The following is a 16,281-nucleotide window of genomic DNA, read 5'->3' as shown; positions in this document are numbered from 1 at the left end:
CCCGCCGCACCAGCTCCTCCTCCACCCGAACCACATCCCCCACCTGCCACCACCACCAAAGCTCCATCCCCTCCAACCCCGGCAAACGCGCCGCCCCCACCATCACCTCCCACTCCCCACCCCCGACCACCCTCAGCCGCACCCGTTCACATCGCCCCTCCGGCCCGGCCTCACCCGCCCCGCCAAACAGACGCCCACGCACACCGACCAGCACCGACTCGGACCCGAAAACCTCCGCCAAACTCCGGCCGCACCATGACTCCGCCGCTCCACCCCACCAACGGCAAAATTCCCCACCCACCACCTCCAAGCGGGCCCCGCGCACCAACGCCCACGCCACACGCATCGCCTCCGCAGGTTCCTCACCACACTGAACCCGCTCACCAGGGCTTCCCTCACCCGGCAAAAGCCCACCCGTCGATCGCACCTCACCAGCAACCCCCACCTGCGGCGCTGTCTCTCTCATGCGACGGCTCCTCTCCGGTTCTTCCAACCCCCACCACCCAGCCCCGCACCGTCACCGCGTCCCTACGGCCCACCAACACCACGGCCGTACGGACGACGTGCCCCCCTGCACGGAGGGCAAAACCAACCCGGTCCGGCCCCAAACCCCGGACCGGTCCTTCCGTTTATCGGCTGACAGGCGGGTCTGCTTGAACGAAAAGTACCAGCCCCGGCCCCACCACCCCGGCCCGCACACCCCCCTGCCCGGAAAATCCGGCCCCAACCGGCCCCAACCGGGCCCGTCACGGGAGGTAAAACATCAGATCCAGTTCCACCTCCACCGGGGCACCATCGGGCTGCACCTCCATCAAATCCGCCATGTACGCCCACCAACGCCGCATCACCGGATGCCGCCGCAACGCCTCCGCATCAAACCCCGATCCCAACTTCTGCACCGCAAACAGCGTGTTCGTCCCGGCATCCAGGAAAATCGCATAGTCCGAAATCCCGGACTCCCGCAACAGCGCCGCCAGCTCCGGCCAGAGCGCATCATGCCGACGCCGGTACTCCTCCGCACAGCCCGGTTTCAACTTCATCGCAAATCCTCGCAATCGCATGGCCCCGTCACTCTGCCACCCGGCCCCTCACCCACCAAGCCCGAAGCCACGCACCGCCCCTCAATTCCGCAAAAAAAGGCCAGCCTTTCGCAAAACAGGGAAAGCGGAAACGCCCACACCCGCCCAACCGTGTGCATTAGGTACACGCACTTCACCACGATATTACACAAGCCTCGTGAATACTGCAGGCAGCATGCAGCCCATGCAAATCCAGCGCACCATCAAATACGAGGCCGACCGGGTCCGGGGCTTTGCCGACGAGATCATGAGCCTGACCGGTTGCGACCAGCTCAAGAGCTGCATCCAATGCGGCACCTGCTCGGGCACCTGCCCCCTCAGCATCTACATGGATTACACCCCGCGCCAGATCATGGCGCTGGTCCGGGCCGACTTCAAACACGAGGTGCTCCGGAGCCGCACCATCTGGCTGTGCGCCTCCTGCTACGCCTGCACCGTGGAATGTCCCCGCAACATCCGGATCACCGACATCATGTACGCCCTCAAACAACGGGCCATCCAGGAGGGTGTCTACCCGCGCCGGTTCCCCATTCCCGTGCTCGCCCATGAATTCTCCGCCATGGCCCGCCGGTACGGGCGGATCACTGAAACCCTGCTGGTCCTGCGCCTCTTTCTCAAATCCAACTGGACCGCCCTCTTCCGATCCTGGCGATTGGGCCTCGGCCTGCTCCGCACCGGCCGTTTCAGCCTCCGCCGCGAACGCATCGCCGGCCGGCAACAACTTGAGCAAATGCTGGCCACGGTCAACGGAACCGCAACCCCAACCTCCACAACCCCACCGCTCCCATGAAATACCAGTACTTTCCCGGTTGTTCCCTGAAAGGTCTGGGCCGCGCCTACGAGGAATCTCTCCTGCCGGTGTTCCGTCACCTTGGGGTGGAACTCCGGGAACTCGAGGACTGGAACTGTTGCGGCGCCACCGCCTACATGTCCGTGGACGAAAACCGCGCCGCTGTGCTCGCCTCACGAAACCTTGCCCTGGCCGAACAGAACGGTCCGGCCGACCTCCTGGCACCCTGCAGCGCCTGCTACCTGGTCCTCAACAAACTCCAACATCACATGGCCGAGTTCCCCGATGTCCGTCACACCGTGCAAACCGCACTGCACCGGGCCGGCCTCAAATACCAGGGATCCGTCCGCGTCCGTCATCCCCTCGACATCCTGGTCCACGACATTGGCCTCGATGTCATCCGCGAAAAGGTGGTTCAACCCCTGCGCGGCCTGAAGGTCGCCCCGTATTACGGGTGCCAGATCGTCCGACCCTACGCCACCTTCGATGACGCACATCAGCCCACCACCATGGACCGGCTCCTGACCGCCCTCGGCGCCGAGGTCGTTGCATGGCCGCTGAAAACCAAATGCTGCGGGGGCAGCCTCACCGGCACCGTCCCCGAAGCCGGGCTCCGCCTCTCCTACATCCTCCTCAAGGAAGCCCTCCGCCGGGGCGCCCATGTCATCGCCACCGTTTGTCCCCTCTGCCACTTCAACCTCGATGCCTACCACGACGAAATCGAACGCCTCTGGGGCCCGGTCCGGATCCCCACCGTGTATTTCACCCAACTGATGGGCCTGGCCTTCGGCCTGCCACCCCGGCAGCTCGGCCTGCACCGCAATTTCGTCCCCTTCAGCTTCCAACCCGCACCCGCAACCGTTTCCTGACCGCCGTATGAACGCAACCGACACCCGCGATTCCCAACCTCGCATCGGCTTCTACGTTTGCCACTGCGGCAGCAACATTGCCGACACCGTGGACTGCGCCGAAGTGGCACGATTCGCCTCCCGCCTCCCCGGGGTCGTCATCGCGCGCGACTACAAATACATGTGCTCCGACCCCGGCCAGGAACTCATCCAACAGGACATCCGCGAACACCGGCTCAACCGCGTGGTCGTCGCCTCCTGCTCTCCGCTCCTCCACGAAGCCACCTTCCGCAAGGCCGTCGCCAAGGCCGGTCTGAACCCGTTCCTCTTCCAGATGGTCAACATCCGGGAACACGTCTCCTGGGTGCACAAGGAGGATCGCCAGGCCGCCACCGCCAAGGCCCGCGCCCTGGCCCGCGCAGCCATCCAACGGGTCCAATATCATCGGCCCCTGGAACCCATCCGGGTCCCCATCCGCGCCGAAGCCCTCGTCATCGGAGGCGGCATCGCCGGCATCCATGCCGCCCTCACCCTCGCCGATGCCGGCAAACGCGTCATCCTGGTCGAACGCCAGCCCAGCATTGGCGGACACATGGCCCAGCTGGACAAAACCTTCCCCACCCTCGACTGCGCCGCCTGCATCCTCACCCCGAAAATGTCCGCCGTCCGCGCCCACCCCAACATCACCCTCTGGACCTACAGCGAGGTTGTCAAAGTCGAGGGGTTCGTCGGCAACTTCACCGTCACCGTCCGGCGCAAACCCCGCTACGTCAACGAAACGCTCTGCGTCGGTTGCAAGGCCTGCGTCGAAGCCTGCGTCTTCAAGGAGGGGAAGTTCCCCGACGAATTCAACGCCGGCCTCAGTCGCCGCAAACCCATCTACCTGCCCTTCCCCCAGGCCACGCCCCAGGTCGTGGTCATCGACCCCGACCGCTGCCTCAACCTCAAAACCGGCAAATGCAAAAAGACCTGCCTCGAAGCCTGCGACCGCAACGCCATCGTCTTCGATCAACAGCCTGAAATCCACGAGGTCAAGGTCGGTACCATCATCGTCGCCACGGGATTCCAACTCTTCGATCCGGCCCGCATCCCTCAATATGGCTACGGCCGTTACCCCAACGTCTTCACCACCCTCGAAGTCGAGCGCCTCGTGAACAGTAGCGGCCCCACCGCCGGCGAAATCCGACTCCGCGACGGCCGCACCCCGCGCTCCGTCGGTTTCATCCTCTGCGTCGGTTCCCGCGACCACCGCACCAACCCCTGGTGTTCCCGCACCTGCTGCATGCACTCCATGAAACTGGCCCTCCTCATCCGGGAACACCTCCACGCCGATGTCACCATTTTCTACATGGACATCCGCGCCCCCGGCAAAGGCTACGAGGAATTCTACGACCGCTGCCTCCGCGAAGGCATCCAGTTCGTCCGCGGCCGCGTCGCCGAGGTCACCGACTGGGCCATGACCCCCGAGGAGGAAGGCAAACTTGTCGTCCGCGTCGAAGATACCCTCGCCGGCTTCGTCCGCCGCATCCCCCTCGACATGGTCGTCCTGGCCGTCGGCAAGGAACCCCAACCCGACGCCCAGGAACTCCGCCGCCTCCTCAACCTCAGCTGCAGCGCCGAAGGTTGGTTCCTCGAACGCCACCCCAAACTCGCCCCCGTCAGCACCTTCACCGACGGCATCTTCCTGGCCGGCTGTTGCCAGGGACCCAAGGACATCCCCGACACCGTCGCCCAGGCCGGAGCCGCCGCCGCCGAAGCCCTCGCCCTCATGGACCGCGGCCACATCGAACAGGAACCCAACACCGCATGGGTCGATCCCGACCACTGCTCCGGCTGCAAATCCTGTCTGCCCCTCTGCCCCTACTCGGCCATCCAGTTCGACGAAACGCGCGGCCGGGCCGTCATTCAGGAAGCCCTCTGCAAGGGCTGCGGCACCTGCGTCGCCGCCTGCCCGTCCGGTTCCATCCACCAAAACCTCTTCGAAGATGAACAGGTCTTCGCCGAAATCGAAGGAGTCCTGAGCCATGCCTGACACCCCCTGGGAACCCCGAATCGTCGCCTTCTTTTGCAACTGGTGCACCTACACCGCCGCCGACCTGGCCGGCGTCTCGCGTCTCCAGTACGCACCCAACGTCCGCGTCATCCGGCTCATGTGCTCCGGCCGGGTGGATCCCCAGTTCATCCTCGACGCCCTCGCCCGGGGCGCCGACGGCGTCCTGATCGGCGGATGCCACCCCGGCGACTGCCATTACGCCGAGGGCAATTACAAAACCCTGCGCCGCATGCGCATGCTCCGCCGTATCCTCCTCGCCCTCGGCATCGAACCCGAACGCGTCCGACTCGAATGGATCGCCGCCTCCGAGGGCGACAAACTCCGCCAGGTTGTCAACGACATGGTCCGCCAAATCCGCAACCTCGGCCCCCTCCAACTCCCCGAACGCTTTCAAACATGGAACCGGGAGCTGACCCACACACCCGCTCCCCCAACCCCAACCACAACCCCAACCACACACCCCAGGGAGGAAAAGGTCCATGCCTAAACCCAAACTCGCCATCTACTGGTGCGCCTCCTGCGGCGGTTGCGAGGAAGCCGTCGTGGACCTGGCCGAGGACATCCTCGACCTCGTCCAGACCGTGGACCTCGTGTTCTGGCCCTGCGCCATGGACTTCAAACGCGCCGACGTGGAGGCCATGCCCGACCAGTCCATCTTCGCCACCCTCGTCAACGGCGCCGTCCGCACCACCGAACAGGAGGAAATGGTCCACCTGCTCCGCCAAAAAAGCCGGTTCCTCATCGCTTACGGCGCCTGTGCCCACCTCGGCGGCATTCCCGGCCTCGCCAACCAGTTCAGCCGCGAAGCCATCCTCCGCTACTACTACGAAGACGGCCCCTCCACGGTGAACCCCGAAAAGGTCCGACCCCAACCCCACCTCAACCACAACGGACACAACCTCACCCTGCCCTCCCTCCACCACATGGTCCGCGCCCTCGACCAGGTCGTGCCGGTGGACTACTACATCCCCGGTTGTCCGCCCACCCCCGCCATCACCAAAAACGCCATCGCCGCACTCCTGTCCAACAACCCGCCACCCCGCGGATCCGTCCTCGCACCCGACGTCGCCCTCTGCGACCAGTGCCCCCGCAAAGCCTCCAAGCCTCTCCAGCTCAGCTTCCACCAATTCCATCGGCCCCACACCCTCCAGGCCGACCCCAACCAGTGCCTCCTCGCCCAGGGCCTGCTCTGCCTCGGCCCCGCAACCCGCGCCGGTTGCGAAGCCCTCTGCCCCCGCGGCAACATGCCCTGCACCGGCTGTTTCGGCCCCACCTCCCGCGTCCGCGACCCCGGCGCCAAAATCCTCTCCAGCCTCTGCGCCAACCTCGCCGCCAAAACCGAGGAGGAAATCGACGCCGCCCTCGACACCATCCCCGACCCCGTCGGCACTTTCTACCGCTACAGCCTGCCCCACAGCCTCCTGCGGCGCAAAGTCGACCTCCCAGTCAACGGAAACGGATCCTGAACGCCATGCAACCGGAAGCCCAAACCCTCTGGAACCAGGCAGCCCGGCGCGCCAACACCGCCTACGCGGAGCACCGGCGCAAGGTCACCATCGACCCCATCACCCGCCTCGAAGGCCACGGCAAAATCGACATCTTCCTCGACCCCGACGGCAACGTCGAACAGGCCTACCTCCAAATCCCCGAACTGCGCGGCTTCGAGGTCTTCTGCCAGGGCCGACCCGCCGAGGAAATGCCCCAAATTACCAGCCGCATCTGCGGCGTCTGCCCCACCGCCCACCACATGGCAGCCACCAAGGCCCTCGACGACCTCTACCACGTCGAACCCCCACCCGCCGCCCGCAAAATCCGTGAACTCGTCTACCACGCCTTCATGCTCGAAGACCACGCTCTCCACGTCTACCTGCTGGGCGGCCCCGACTTCATCGTCGGCCCCGACGCCCCGGCCGCCCTCCGCAACGTCGTCGGCGTCGCCCAAAAGGTCGGCCCCGAAGTCGCCCGCCGCGTCATCTCCATCCGACGCCGGCTCCGCGACCTCATCTCCTGGCTCGGCGGCAAGGTCATCCACCCCGTCCTCGGCCTGCCCGGCGGGGTCGCCAAACGCCTCGACCCCGAGAAACTCCCCGAATTCCAACAACTGGCCACCGAAGCCCTCGACTTCGCCCTCTTCACCCACGACGTCTTCCAAAGAATCGTCCTCCAAAATCCGGACTACCTCCGGCTCATCACCTCCCCGGACTACACCCACCGCACCTACTACATGGGCCTCGTGGACCCGCAAAACCGCGTGGACTTTTACGACGGCCAACTCCGCGTCGTAAACCCGGACGGCCACGAATACGCACGCTTCGATGTCCGCCAATACCGCGACTTCATCGCCGAACACGTCGAACCTTGGAGCTACGTCAAGTTCTGCTACCTCAAGCCCCTCGGCTGGCACGGCTTCGAAGAAGGCCCCCGGACCAGCATCTACGCCGTTGCACCGCTGGCCCGACTCAACGCCGCCGATTCCATGGCCACCCCGCGCGCCCGCGAAGCCGCCCGGCTCTTCTTCTCCACCCTCAGCGGCAAACCTGTCCACCACACCCTCGCCAACCACTGGGCCCGCGTCATCGAAATCATCCAGGCCGCCGAACGCATGGTCGAACTCACCCGTGACCCCGAAATCACCAGCGACCAGATCCGGCGCCTGCCCACCGAAAAACCCACCGTCGGCATCGGCGTCGTCGAGGCCCCGCGCGGCACACTCATCCACCACTACGAAACCGATGAACGTGGCCTCATCACCCGCGCCAACCTCATCGTCGCCACCCAAAACAACGCCGCCCGCATCGCCATGAGCGTCGATCGCGCCGCCAAGGCCCTCATCCGCAACGGCGCGGTCTCCGACGCCCTTCTCAACAAAATCGAAATGGCCTTCCGCGCCTACGACCCCTGCTTCGGCTGCGCCACCCACGCCAGACCCGGGCACCTCCCGCTCACCCTCAACCTCTACGACCACCAAAAACGCCTGGTCCGCCAAATCACCCGCACCGACTAAACCCTCCGCCCCCACACACCGCGCCAACCCGCCCGCTGACCTGGGTCACCGGCCAGCCCCTACAACCACTTTGTCTCCGCCCAACCCTACCCCTGCACCAACCACCGAACCGACCCAACCGGCCCCACCATTCCCAACGATCCCGCGCGCCGCGGCCTGATCCACGCTCCACTGCCTGAAACGAGCACTCCTGACACCCGGCGTCCGCCGTAGCGCAAGAACACCCCACGCAAGCCCCAGACCCGCCACCCACAAGGTTCGCCGGCACAAACCAACCCGCTGCTGCCCGCCCCAAAAGTGAAAAGTGTAAAGAATGGCAGACAAAACACCCCCAAAACAGGCCAATTTTCTGGCACACTTTACACTTTGGAGGCGCCGATAAATCACACGGCAAAAACTCAAGGCGCCCATGACCAAGCCAACACGTTGCGGTTAAGCATGTTGCCCCGCTCGAGTTCTCGCCGCCACTTGCAAGTTGGCACAATTGATGCTACTTCACAAACCACAACTTGAGACTAAAGCATTCAGCCGAAGCCGCCGATGATCAGAGACGGGTTGGATTCGGCCCGGTAGACATCAACCAACCATGAAGACCATGAACCTGTGCCTCGCCGCCGTTGCGGCCGCCCTTTTGGCAGCGTCCGCAACCACCCAAGCCGTGCCCATCCGGCTCGATACAGCACCTTACATCGCCCCCACCACAACCGTGCCCGGCGAGCCCGGAAACCAGGGAGTGGGCACCATCAGGTCCTGGCTCCAAGCCCTCGTCGACGAGTACAACGCTGTCAACGATCCCGACCTGCCCGCGGTCCAGAACGGACCAGCCGTGGATTACACGGCCCCATCCGGAATCACCACGGTCGTAATCCCCGTCGCCGGGTACACCTACCTCACCATCCATTGGGGCGGAAAAAGAAGCTCCGACCACTCCCAGGCCTGGTACTTGGGGGGAGACCTGACCACGTTGGAACTCGTCTCACCGACCGGCAAGGGCCTCTCCGGTTACCGGCTCTGGAACCCGGTCCCGGTCACCCGTGTCCCTGACGGCGGCAGCACACTCGCCTTACTGGGCATCGCCCTGCTCGGCGTCGGCGCATGGGCACGCCGCGCTCAGAACAGGGTCGGTTGAGTCCCGCGCGCCGGTTGGATCCCCAGCTTTTTGGCGGCCCGGTCCGTGGCCACTCGCCCCTGCGGGGTTCGCTTCAGGTACCCTTCCATGATCAGGTAGGGCTCGTACACCTCCTCAATCGTGTCCGGTTCCTCGCCCACCGCCACCGCCAGCGAGTGAATCCCCACGGGGCCGCCCCCAAACTTCACCACCACCGCCTCCAAAATCCGCTTGTCCATCTCGTCCAGCCCATCCTCGTCAATCTCCAGCATTGCCAGGGCTCGATCCGCCAGCTCGCGCGTAATCCGGCCGTCGCCGCGCACCTGCGCATAGTCCCGCACCCGCCGCAACAGATTGTTCGCAATCCGGGGTGTCCCCCGGCTCCGACGAGCGATCTCAAACGCAGCCTCTGAATCCATCCGCACCCCCAGGATCCGGGCCGCCCGCAACACCACCTGCTGCAAATCCTCCGCCGTGTAGTAGTCGAGCCGTTCCCGAATCGGAAACCGCGTCAGCAACGGTGACGTCAGCAACCCGCTTCGCGTCGTCGCCCCGATCAACGTGAACCGCGGCAGATCAATCCGGATGCTCCGCGCGTTCGGGCCCTGATCAATCACAATGTCCAGCTTGAAATCCTCCATCGCCGGGTACAGGTACTCCTCGATCGTCTTCTGCAGCCGGTGAATCTCGTCAATGAACAGTACGTCCCCCGGCTCCAGATTGGTCAGCAACCCCGCCAGATCCGCCGCCTTCTCAATCGCCGGCCCGCTCGTGCACCGGATGTTGGCGTTCATCGCCCGCGCCAGAATGTGCGCCAGCGTCGTCTTCCCCAACCCCGGCGGACCGCTCAACAAAATGTGGTCCATCGGCTCGCCCCGCTGCCGCGCCGCCGCCACCGTGATCTCCAGCCGTTCCTTCACCCGCGCCTGTCCCACAAACTCCTCAAACCCCGCCGGCCGCAGCGTCTGTTCCCACGCCGCGTCCGGCTGGTTCAACACATCCCGCATCCGCCGATCCGCCATGTCCCGCAACATGAACAACCCAACCTCACCCGGCAAGGTCGAAACCCCGTCCTCCACTCAACCGCGTCCCGGGTCCCCCGCGTCATCGCCCGGAGCCGCCGACCGGATGCCCGGCCCCGTCCGCTCCAACCACCGCCGGTTGAACGCCACACAATCCGCATACCGCACGCCCGTCCCCCCGAAAATGTCCAACGCCGAACCAATCGTCAGGTCCACCCGCCCCCTGCCCACCTCCGTCACCCGTTCCAGGTCCTCCAACGACCGCGCCCCGCCCGCGTACGTCACCGGCACGGGCGACCACGCGGCCAGTCGCTCCACCAACTCCAGATCCACCCCGCGGCACAAACCTTCCACATCCACCGCATGCACCAAAAACTCCGCGCAACTGCCGGCCAGCCGTTCCAGGGTCTCGGCTGACAACCGCAGCTCCGTCCACGTCCGCCACCGATCCGCCACCACCACGTAATCCTCCCCCCGACGCCGGCAGCTCAAATCAATCACCAACCGGTCCCGACCCACCGCACGCACCAGCGCCCCCAGCCGATCCTCGTCCAGTCGCCCCTCCCGAAACAACCAGCTCGTCACAATCACATGCGACGCGCCCGCATCCAACCATCCCGCCGCATTCGCCGCCGTGATCCCGCCCCCCACCTGCAACCCACCCGGGTACGCCGCCAGTGCCGACCGCGCCTCGGCCTCGTTCCCTGGCCCCAGCATGATCACGTGTCCACCCGTCAACCCGTCCCGCCGGTATAACGCCGCGTACCACGACGCCGGCCGATCGGAAACAAAATTCGTCCGCAACCGTTCCGGCGCAGCCTCATCCAACGAGCCGCCCACAATCTGCTTCACCCGACCCTCATGCAGATCAATACATGGCCGAAACATACCCCCACAACCTACCCGAACCGCCGCCGCGCCAACAGCCCGTCAATTCACCCGGTCCCCATCCACACCCCCGCAGCCCGCCTGCGACCCGTCCACCGGCCGCCGTCCCAACCACCATACCCGCGCCCCGTAAAACATCAGCCCCGCCACCAGCCATAACCCAAACCGCCACCAGGTCCGCGCCGGCAGTTGCCACATCAACCACCCGCACGTGGCCATCGCACCCAGCGGCACCCACGGCACCCACGGCACCCGAAACGGTCGGGGCCGATCCGGCTCCCGCCACCGCAACACCAACACCCCGGCTGCCACCACCACAAAGGCAAACAACGTGCCGATGTTGCACAATTCCACCATCTCCTCAATATGCGTCACCGCCGCCACCGACCCCACCACCACACCCGTCCACACCGTCGTCACATGCGGCGTCCGAAATCGCGGATGTACCCGGGCCGCCCAGGCCGGCAACAACCCGTCCCGCGCCATCGCAAACAAAATCCGCGGTTGCCCCAGCTGAAACACCAGCAACACCGACGCCGTCGCCACCACCGCCCCCAGCGCAATCCAGCCGCTCAACCAGTCCAACCCCCGCTCCACAAACGCCATCGCCAGCGGATCCGCCACGTTCCGCAACCGGTCCCACCGCACCATCCCCGTCAGCACCAACGCCACCACCGCATACAACACCGCACACACCAGCAAACTCCCCAGAATCCCCCGCGGCAGGTTCCTCTGCGGATCCCGCGTCTCCTCCGCCGCCGTCGAAACCGCGTCAAACCCGATGTACGCAAAAAACACAATCGCGGCCGCATGCCCCACCCCCGCCCAACCATTCGGCAAAAACGGACGCCAATTGCCGGGGTCCACGTAAAACGCCCCCACCCCGACAAACAACCCGATCACCGCCAGCTTCACCAGCACCATCGCCGTGTTGAAGGCCGCGCTCTCCCGAATCCCGCGCACCAGCACCCACGTAATCAACCCCACAATCGCCGCCGCCGGCACGTTCAACACCAACGGCACACCCCACAGCCGTGGTGCCTCCAACCACGCCCGCGCCTTCTCCACCACCGCCGGCGCCAGCGCCCCCACCTCACCCCCCTGCGCCAACCAGGCCGACATCTCCCGCGCCGCCGCCCACGCCGACCGATAATCCGTCCCCAGCCAAACCGGCCATTCCCACCCCAAACCCGCCACCAACGTCTGAAAATAATCCGACCAGCTGATCGCCACCGCCACGTTCCCAATCGCGTATTCCAGAATCAGGTCCCACCCGATGATCCACGCCACCAACTCCCCCAACGTCGCGTACGCGTACGTGTAGGCCGAGCCCGACACCGGCACCAATGCCGCCAGCTCCGCATAACACAACCCCGCCAACGCACACGCACCCGCCACCAGTAAAAACGACAACACCAGACCCGGCCCCGCCCCCAAATGATGCTCCCCACCCGCCGCCGCCGTCCCCGCCGTCGAAAAAATCCCCGCACCCACAATCGCACCCACACCCAGGAACACCAGCTCCCGCGCACCCAACGCCCGCCGCAAACGTAAATGCCCGGGGATTCCCTCCCCACCCAGCGCCTCAATCGGTTTGCACCGGTTCCAACGCCATCCACTCATACCGTCCACATCCAACGCACACCCCCGCGACCTCACACCAGCCGGCGTACCCGCACCCGATCCTGCACGCGCCGACCCGGTTCAAATGTCAATCACCGAACCCGACCCGCCCCGCCGGGACCCACGCGAACCGCCCGACCCCGACGACCCCTCCGAACCCGACCCCGTCAGCCGCGTCAACAACCCGTTCATCACGCTGATCACCAGCGCGCCCCAGAACGCCGCCCAAAAATCCTCCACCACAAAATGCGGCGCCATCAACCAGCCCACCAGCCACAACAACAACCCGTTGATCACCAGCACAAACAACCCCAACGTCACCACCACCAGCGGCAACGACAACACCACCAGCAACGGCCGCAACACCGCGTTCAACACCCCCAGCAACAACGACGCCACCACCAGGTCCAGCGGCTTCTGATATTGCACCCCGGGCACAACGTAAACCGCCACCAACACCGCCAGCGTCCCGATCAACCACTGTTGCAAAAAACGTTTCATCGTCCCTCCCTCGACATCACCGAGCCCGCCGACTCCAGCGGCCCCGGCTCGGCTTCCAATAGCTCCGCCGACCCTCCCACCTCCAACTCCAACGCCGCCACCCCGGCCGGCACCACGCAAAACGTCCCCGGCAACAGCTCCACAACCTCGCCCCCGCCCCGGACCCTCACCCGACCCCTCACCACCCCCAGCACACGACACCGGCCCCCCGGCCACTTCACAACCGTTGGCCCCTCCCACCGCCACGCATCCACACGAAACAACTCATGATCCACCAACCGACGACGACTCCCCTCACCCGATCCCTCCCAAACCTCCGGCAACGGACCCGGCTCCACATCGTCAAACCGGATCGATTCAAGCGCCTCCGCCACATGCAACTCCCGCGGCCGCCCGTCCAACCCCACCCGGTTCCAGTCAAACACCCGATACGTCGTGTCCGAGTTCTGCTGAATCTCAAACAACACCACCCCCGCACCCAGCGCATGGACGCGTCCGCTCGGCAAAAACACCGCGTCCCCGGCCCGAACCGCAAACCGGTGAATGCATTCCTCCACCCGACCCTCCCGCAACCGCCGCTCAAACTCCTCCCGTGTCACCCCACGCCGCAGCCCCGCATAAATCACCGCCCCGGGCTCCGTCTCCGTGAAATACCACAGCTCCGTCTTCGGTTCGCCCCCCAACCGCACCGCCACCTCCGCCGGGGGATGCACCTGCACCGACAACAGCTCCCGCGCGTCCAGGATCTTCACCAGCAACGGAAACCGGCCGCCCTCATCCCGCGCACCACCCAGCAACCCCTCCCGATGCTCCTCCATCAGCCACCGCAAATCCCGGCCCGCCCACCGGCCATTCCGTATCACGCTCACGTCCCCGGGCCGGTCCGTCACCTCCCACGATTCCCCAATCGGCAGTCCGGGCGGCAACGCCTTGCCATACAAGGCCGCCAGGCGCCGCCCGCCCCACACACGCTCCTTGAACCGCGGTTCCAACAGCAACGGATAGAACATCTCCCCCACTCAACATGCCCGGCACCATCGCCGCAAACCAAAAACCCGAACCATGTCCACACCCGCACAACCCGTACCGGGGCGGGGCCCTCCCCGCAAACTCATGCACGGGCCCGGACGTCCCGGAAACCAACCCACCAACGCCAAACCCCGTCGAAACCAGTGCTTCCCGCCGACGAGACCTCCAGAAACGTCCGCCCGCCACCTCCGCCCATCACAACAGCAACCCGCCCCTCGCCAGGCCGGCCCGCCAGGACGCCAAGAAAACCTCATCCACAGGGCGGTGCCCTGTCAGACGCGCACGCACAAACCCCATCCGGCGGTCACGCCTCGGATCAACCCGACGTCGGCGCCGCCCCGGCCGCCGCGCCCGAACCCTGACCGTTGCAACCCTGTCCCGACTCAACCACCGGCGCCGTCAGCCGCATCGGCTGCCTCTCAAACCGGCCGTACGCCCGAAACTTTTCATACCGGCGCCGACGCCGCTCCTCGCCCGACCACCCCTGCAACTCCGCCAAATGCCGCAACACCGCTTCCTTCAGCGCCGCCGCGGCGGCCGCAGGATCGTTGTGCGCACCCCCCAGCGGTTCCGGGATCACCTCGTCCACCAAACCCAGCGCCAGCAAATCCGACGCCACAATCTTCAACGCCGCCGCCGCCTGCGGCGCCGCCGACCGATCCTTCCACAAAATCGCCGCGCAACCCTCCGGACTGATCACCGAGTAATACGCGTTTTCCATGATCAACACCCGGTCCGCCACCCCGATCCCCAACGCACCGCCCGAGCCGCCCTCGCCAATGATCACCGCCACAATCGGCACCTCCATCAACATCATCTCCCGCAAATTCACCGCGATCGCCTCCGCAATGTGCCGCTCCTCCGCGCCAATGCCCGGATACGCCCCCGCCGTGTCAATCAACGTCACAATCGGCAAACCGAACTTGTCCGCCATCCGCATCAGCCGCAGTGCCTTGCGATACCCCTCCGGATGGGCCGACCCGAAATTTCGCAGGATGTTCTCCTTCGTGTCCCGACCCTTCTGCGTCCCGATCAACATCAGCGGCTGCCCGTTCAACCGCGCAAACCCGCCCACCACCGCACGGTCGTCCGCGTACAACCGGTCCCCGTGCAGCTCCTCAAAATCCGTGAACACGAGCCGCACATAATCCAGCATGTACGGCCGCTTCGGATGCCGGGCCAGCTGCACCCGCTGCCACGGCGTCAGTTGCGTGAAAATCTGTCGCCTCGTCTCCGCCAGCTTCTGCTCCAGCCGCTGGATCTCCTCTTCAAACGCCGCGTCCATCCCGTGCGCAGCCGCGTGTTTCCGCAGCTCCTCCAGCTTGGCCTGCAGCTCCACAACCGGCTTCTCAAAGTCCAGATAATGCCTCATGGACGCCACCAAACTAGGTCCGCACACCCCGGCTGGCAACGGCGAACTCCCTTCATGCCCGACCCGCCCGGCCGTTCACCACACCCGCAACCACCCCGTCACCAACACCCCCAACACCAGCATCCCCACCACCCACCAAAACCACGTCAGCCCCTCCGGCTTCAGCCGCGGTCCCTCCCGGCCCCCAAACTCCCGTCGCACATACGCCTCGTAATCAAACTCCTCCTCCTCCGGCTCCTCGCCCGACCACGCCCCGGCCCAACCCGTCCGCTCATCCGCCCCGCACTCCGGACACACCGGCGCCTCCGGATCCAACCGACACCCGCAACACGGACAAACCGGTGGCGCCACACCGCACCTCCTCCCTCCCCTCAGCCCGCACCCGCGTATTCCTCGTCCGTCCGCAACACCAGCTCCATCAAAATGTAGTCATGCTTGATCCCCTGCATGTCCTTCACATGATCGGGAATCCGCACCAGATGCGTGAACCCCAGCATCGCAAACAGTTTCATCGCGGCTTCCTGCTCCCCGATGAACTCCGCCTCCACCTTCTCCAGGCCCAGGTTCCGCGCCACCTCGACAATCTCCGACACCAGGGCCCGGGCCAGACCGCGCCCCCGAAACCGCGGATGCACCAGTACACTCACCCGCCCCACATGCCGTTTCCACCCCCCCAACTGCTGATGCAACGTCGCGTCCCCCACCACACGGTTCCCCGCAAACGCCAGCAACGGAAAATTCCGACCATAGTCAATGTTCTGACACCAGTTCCGGATCACCGCACGGTCCGTCACCCGATACTTGATGAACATCCGTTCCTGCTCCGGCACCGCCAGAAAAAACTCGTGTAACGCCGGCTCGTCGCTGCTCTGCAACGGCCGCAACGTCACCTGAGTGCCGTCCTTCAACGTCACAACCTTGGGAAACTTCTGAAGCTCCAGTTCCAGGGACATAGGCCAATACC

At 65.4% G+C, this 16,281-nt stretch carries 17 protein-coding genes; 7 read left to right on the top strand and 10 right to left on the bottom strand.

What is annotated here, in order from left to right; all coding sequences use genetic code 11:
* The coding region (locus tag G4L39_RS01370) for a hypothetical protein (RefSeq protein WP_165105336.1) at nt 1–466 on the bottom strand (466 nt) is incomplete at its 3' end.
* 280 nt (nt 467–746) lie between these two features.
* Nucleotides 747–1,040: an L-rhamnose mutarotase gene (locus G4L39_RS01365; RefSeq protein ID WP_205880691.1), complete on the bottom strand. Its 294-nt coding sequence runs from the start codon at nt 1,038–1,040 to the stop codon at nt 747–749.
* 214 nt (nt 1,041–1,254) lie between these two features.
* Between G4L39_RS01365 and G4L39_RS01360 the strand changes: the two genes are divergently transcribed.
* The 7 genes from G4L39_RS01360 to G4L39_RS01330 all read left to right on the top strand — a co-directional run bounded on the left by G4L39_RS01360 (nt 1,255) and on the right by G4L39_RS01330 (nt 8,903).
* Entirely contained in the window at nt 1,255–1,869 is a 615-nt protein-coding gene (locus tag G4L39_RS01360; RefSeq protein ID WP_205880690.1) for a 4Fe-4S dicluster domain-containing protein, read from the top strand.
* Complete coding sequence (locus tag G4L39_RS01355) at nt 1,866–2,738, top strand: CoB--CoM heterodisulfide reductase iron-sulfur subunit B family protein (RefSeq protein WP_165105333.1); 873 nt, start codon at nt 1,866–1,868, stop codon at nt 2,736–2,738. The genes G4L39_RS01360 and G4L39_RS01355 overlap by 4 nt, the downstream gene beginning before the upstream one ends.
* A 7-nt stretch (nt 2,739–2,745) precedes the next feature.
* The gene (locus tag G4L39_RS01350; protein ID WP_165105332.1) at nt 2,746–4,749 is read left to right on the top strand and encodes a CoB--CoM heterodisulfide reductase iron-sulfur subunit A family protein; all 2,004 of its coding nucleotides are present in this window, start codon (nt 2,746–2,748) and stop codon (nt 4,747–4,749) included.
* Nucleotides 4,742–5,257 (top strand): hydrogenase iron-sulfur subunit, encoded by a 516-nt coding sequence (locus G4L39_RS01345; RefSeq protein WP_165105330.1) that lies wholly within the window; start codon nt 4,742–4,744, stop codon nt 5,255–5,257. Before G4L39_RS01350 ends, G4L39_RS01345 begins: the two co-directional genes overlap by 8 nt.
* Nucleotides 5,250–6,236, top strand: coding sequence for an NADH-quinone oxidoreductase subunit B family protein (locus G4L39_RS01340; RefSeq protein WP_165105329.1), 987 nt, complete (start codon nt 5,250–5,252; stop codon nt 6,234–6,236). Before G4L39_RS01345 ends, G4L39_RS01340 begins: the two co-directional genes overlap by 8 nt.
* Before the next feature lie 5 nt (nt 6,237–6,241).
* On the top strand, nt 6,242–7,774 hold the full coding sequence (locus G4L39_RS01335; protein WP_165105327.1) for a Ni/Fe hydrogenase subunit alpha: 1,533 nt from the start codon (nt 6,242–6,244) through the stop codon (nt 7,772–7,774).
* A 586-nt stretch (nt 7,775–8,360) separates the two neighbouring features.
* Entirely contained in the window at nt 8,361–8,903 is a 543-nt protein-coding gene (locus G4L39_RS01330; protein ID WP_165105325.1) for a VPDSG-CTERM sorting domain-containing protein, read from the top strand.
* Here G4L39_RS01330 and ruvB read toward each other — a convergent pair.
* The 8 genes from ruvB to G4L39_RS01290 all read right to left on the bottom strand — a co-directional run bounded on the left by ruvB (nt 8,885) and on the right by G4L39_RS01290 (nt 16,270).
* The gene (gene ruvB / locus G4L39_RS01325) at nt 8,885–9,916 is read right to left on the bottom strand and encodes a Holliday junction branch migration DNA helicase RuvB (RefSeq protein ID WP_283950740.1); all 1,032 of its coding nucleotides are present in this window, start codon (nt 9,914–9,916) and stop codon (nt 8,885–8,887) included. The two genes, G4L39_RS01330 and ruvB, sit on opposite strands and share 19 nt — an antisense overlap.
* Nucleotides 9,917–9,961: 45 nt before the next feature.
* Nucleotides 9,962–10,792 (bottom strand): phosphoribosylformimino-5-aminoimidazole carboxamide ribotide isomerase, encoded by an 831-nt coding sequence (gene hisA, locus G4L39_RS01320; RefSeq protein ID WP_165105324.1) that lies wholly within the window; start codon nt 10,790–10,792, stop codon nt 9,962–9,964.
* A 42-nt stretch (nt 10,793–10,834) separates the two neighbouring features.
* On the bottom strand, nt 10,835–12,415 hold the full coding sequence (locus G4L39_RS01315) for an amino acid permease (protein WP_165105322.1): 1,581 nt from the start codon (nt 12,413–12,415) through the stop codon (nt 10,835–10,837).
* Nucleotides 12,416–12,496: 81 nt separating this feature from the next.
* Nucleotides 12,497–12,916 (bottom strand): phage holin family protein, encoded by a 420-nt coding sequence (locus G4L39_RS01310; protein WP_165105321.1) that lies wholly within the window; start codon nt 12,914–12,916, stop codon nt 12,497–12,499.
* Nucleotides 12,913–13,926 (bottom strand): type I phosphomannose isomerase catalytic subunit, encoded by a 1,014-nt coding sequence (locus tag G4L39_RS15295; RefSeq protein ID WP_205880689.1) that lies wholly within the window; start codon nt 13,924–13,926, stop codon nt 12,913–12,915. The genes G4L39_RS01310 and G4L39_RS15295 overlap by 4 nt, the downstream gene beginning before the upstream one ends.
* A 335-nt stretch (nt 13,927–14,261) precedes the next feature.
* On the bottom strand, nt 14,262–15,317 hold the full coding sequence (locus G4L39_RS01300; RefSeq protein ID WP_165105320.1) for an acetyl-CoA carboxylase carboxyltransferase subunit alpha: 1,056 nt from the start codon (nt 15,315–15,317) through the stop codon (nt 14,262–14,264).
* A 75-nt stretch (nt 15,318–15,392) separates the two neighbouring features.
* A complete protein-coding gene (locus tag G4L39_RS01295) occupies nt 15,393–15,668 on the bottom strand; it encodes a hypothetical protein (RefSeq protein ID WP_165105319.1) in 276 nt (91 codons plus the stop codon).
* A 20-nt stretch (nt 15,669–15,688) separates the two neighbouring features.
* Nucleotides 15,689–16,270, bottom strand: a complete 582-nt coding sequence (locus G4L39_RS01290; RefSeq protein ID WP_165105318.1) for a GNAT family N-acetyltransferase — start codon at nt 16,268–16,270, stop codon at nt 15,689–15,691.
* Nucleotides 16,271–16,281 lie beyond the last annotated feature (11 nt).

Source organism: Limisphaera ngatamarikiensis (genome assembly GCF_011044775.1).
Taxonomy (GTDB): domain Bacteria; phylum Verrucomicrobiota; class Verrucomicrobiia; order Limisphaerales; family Limisphaeraceae; genus Limisphaera; species Limisphaera ngatamarikiensis.
The sequence above is the reverse complement of the archived record's forward strand: the minus strand, read 5'-3'. Positions and strand labels throughout refer to the sequence as shown.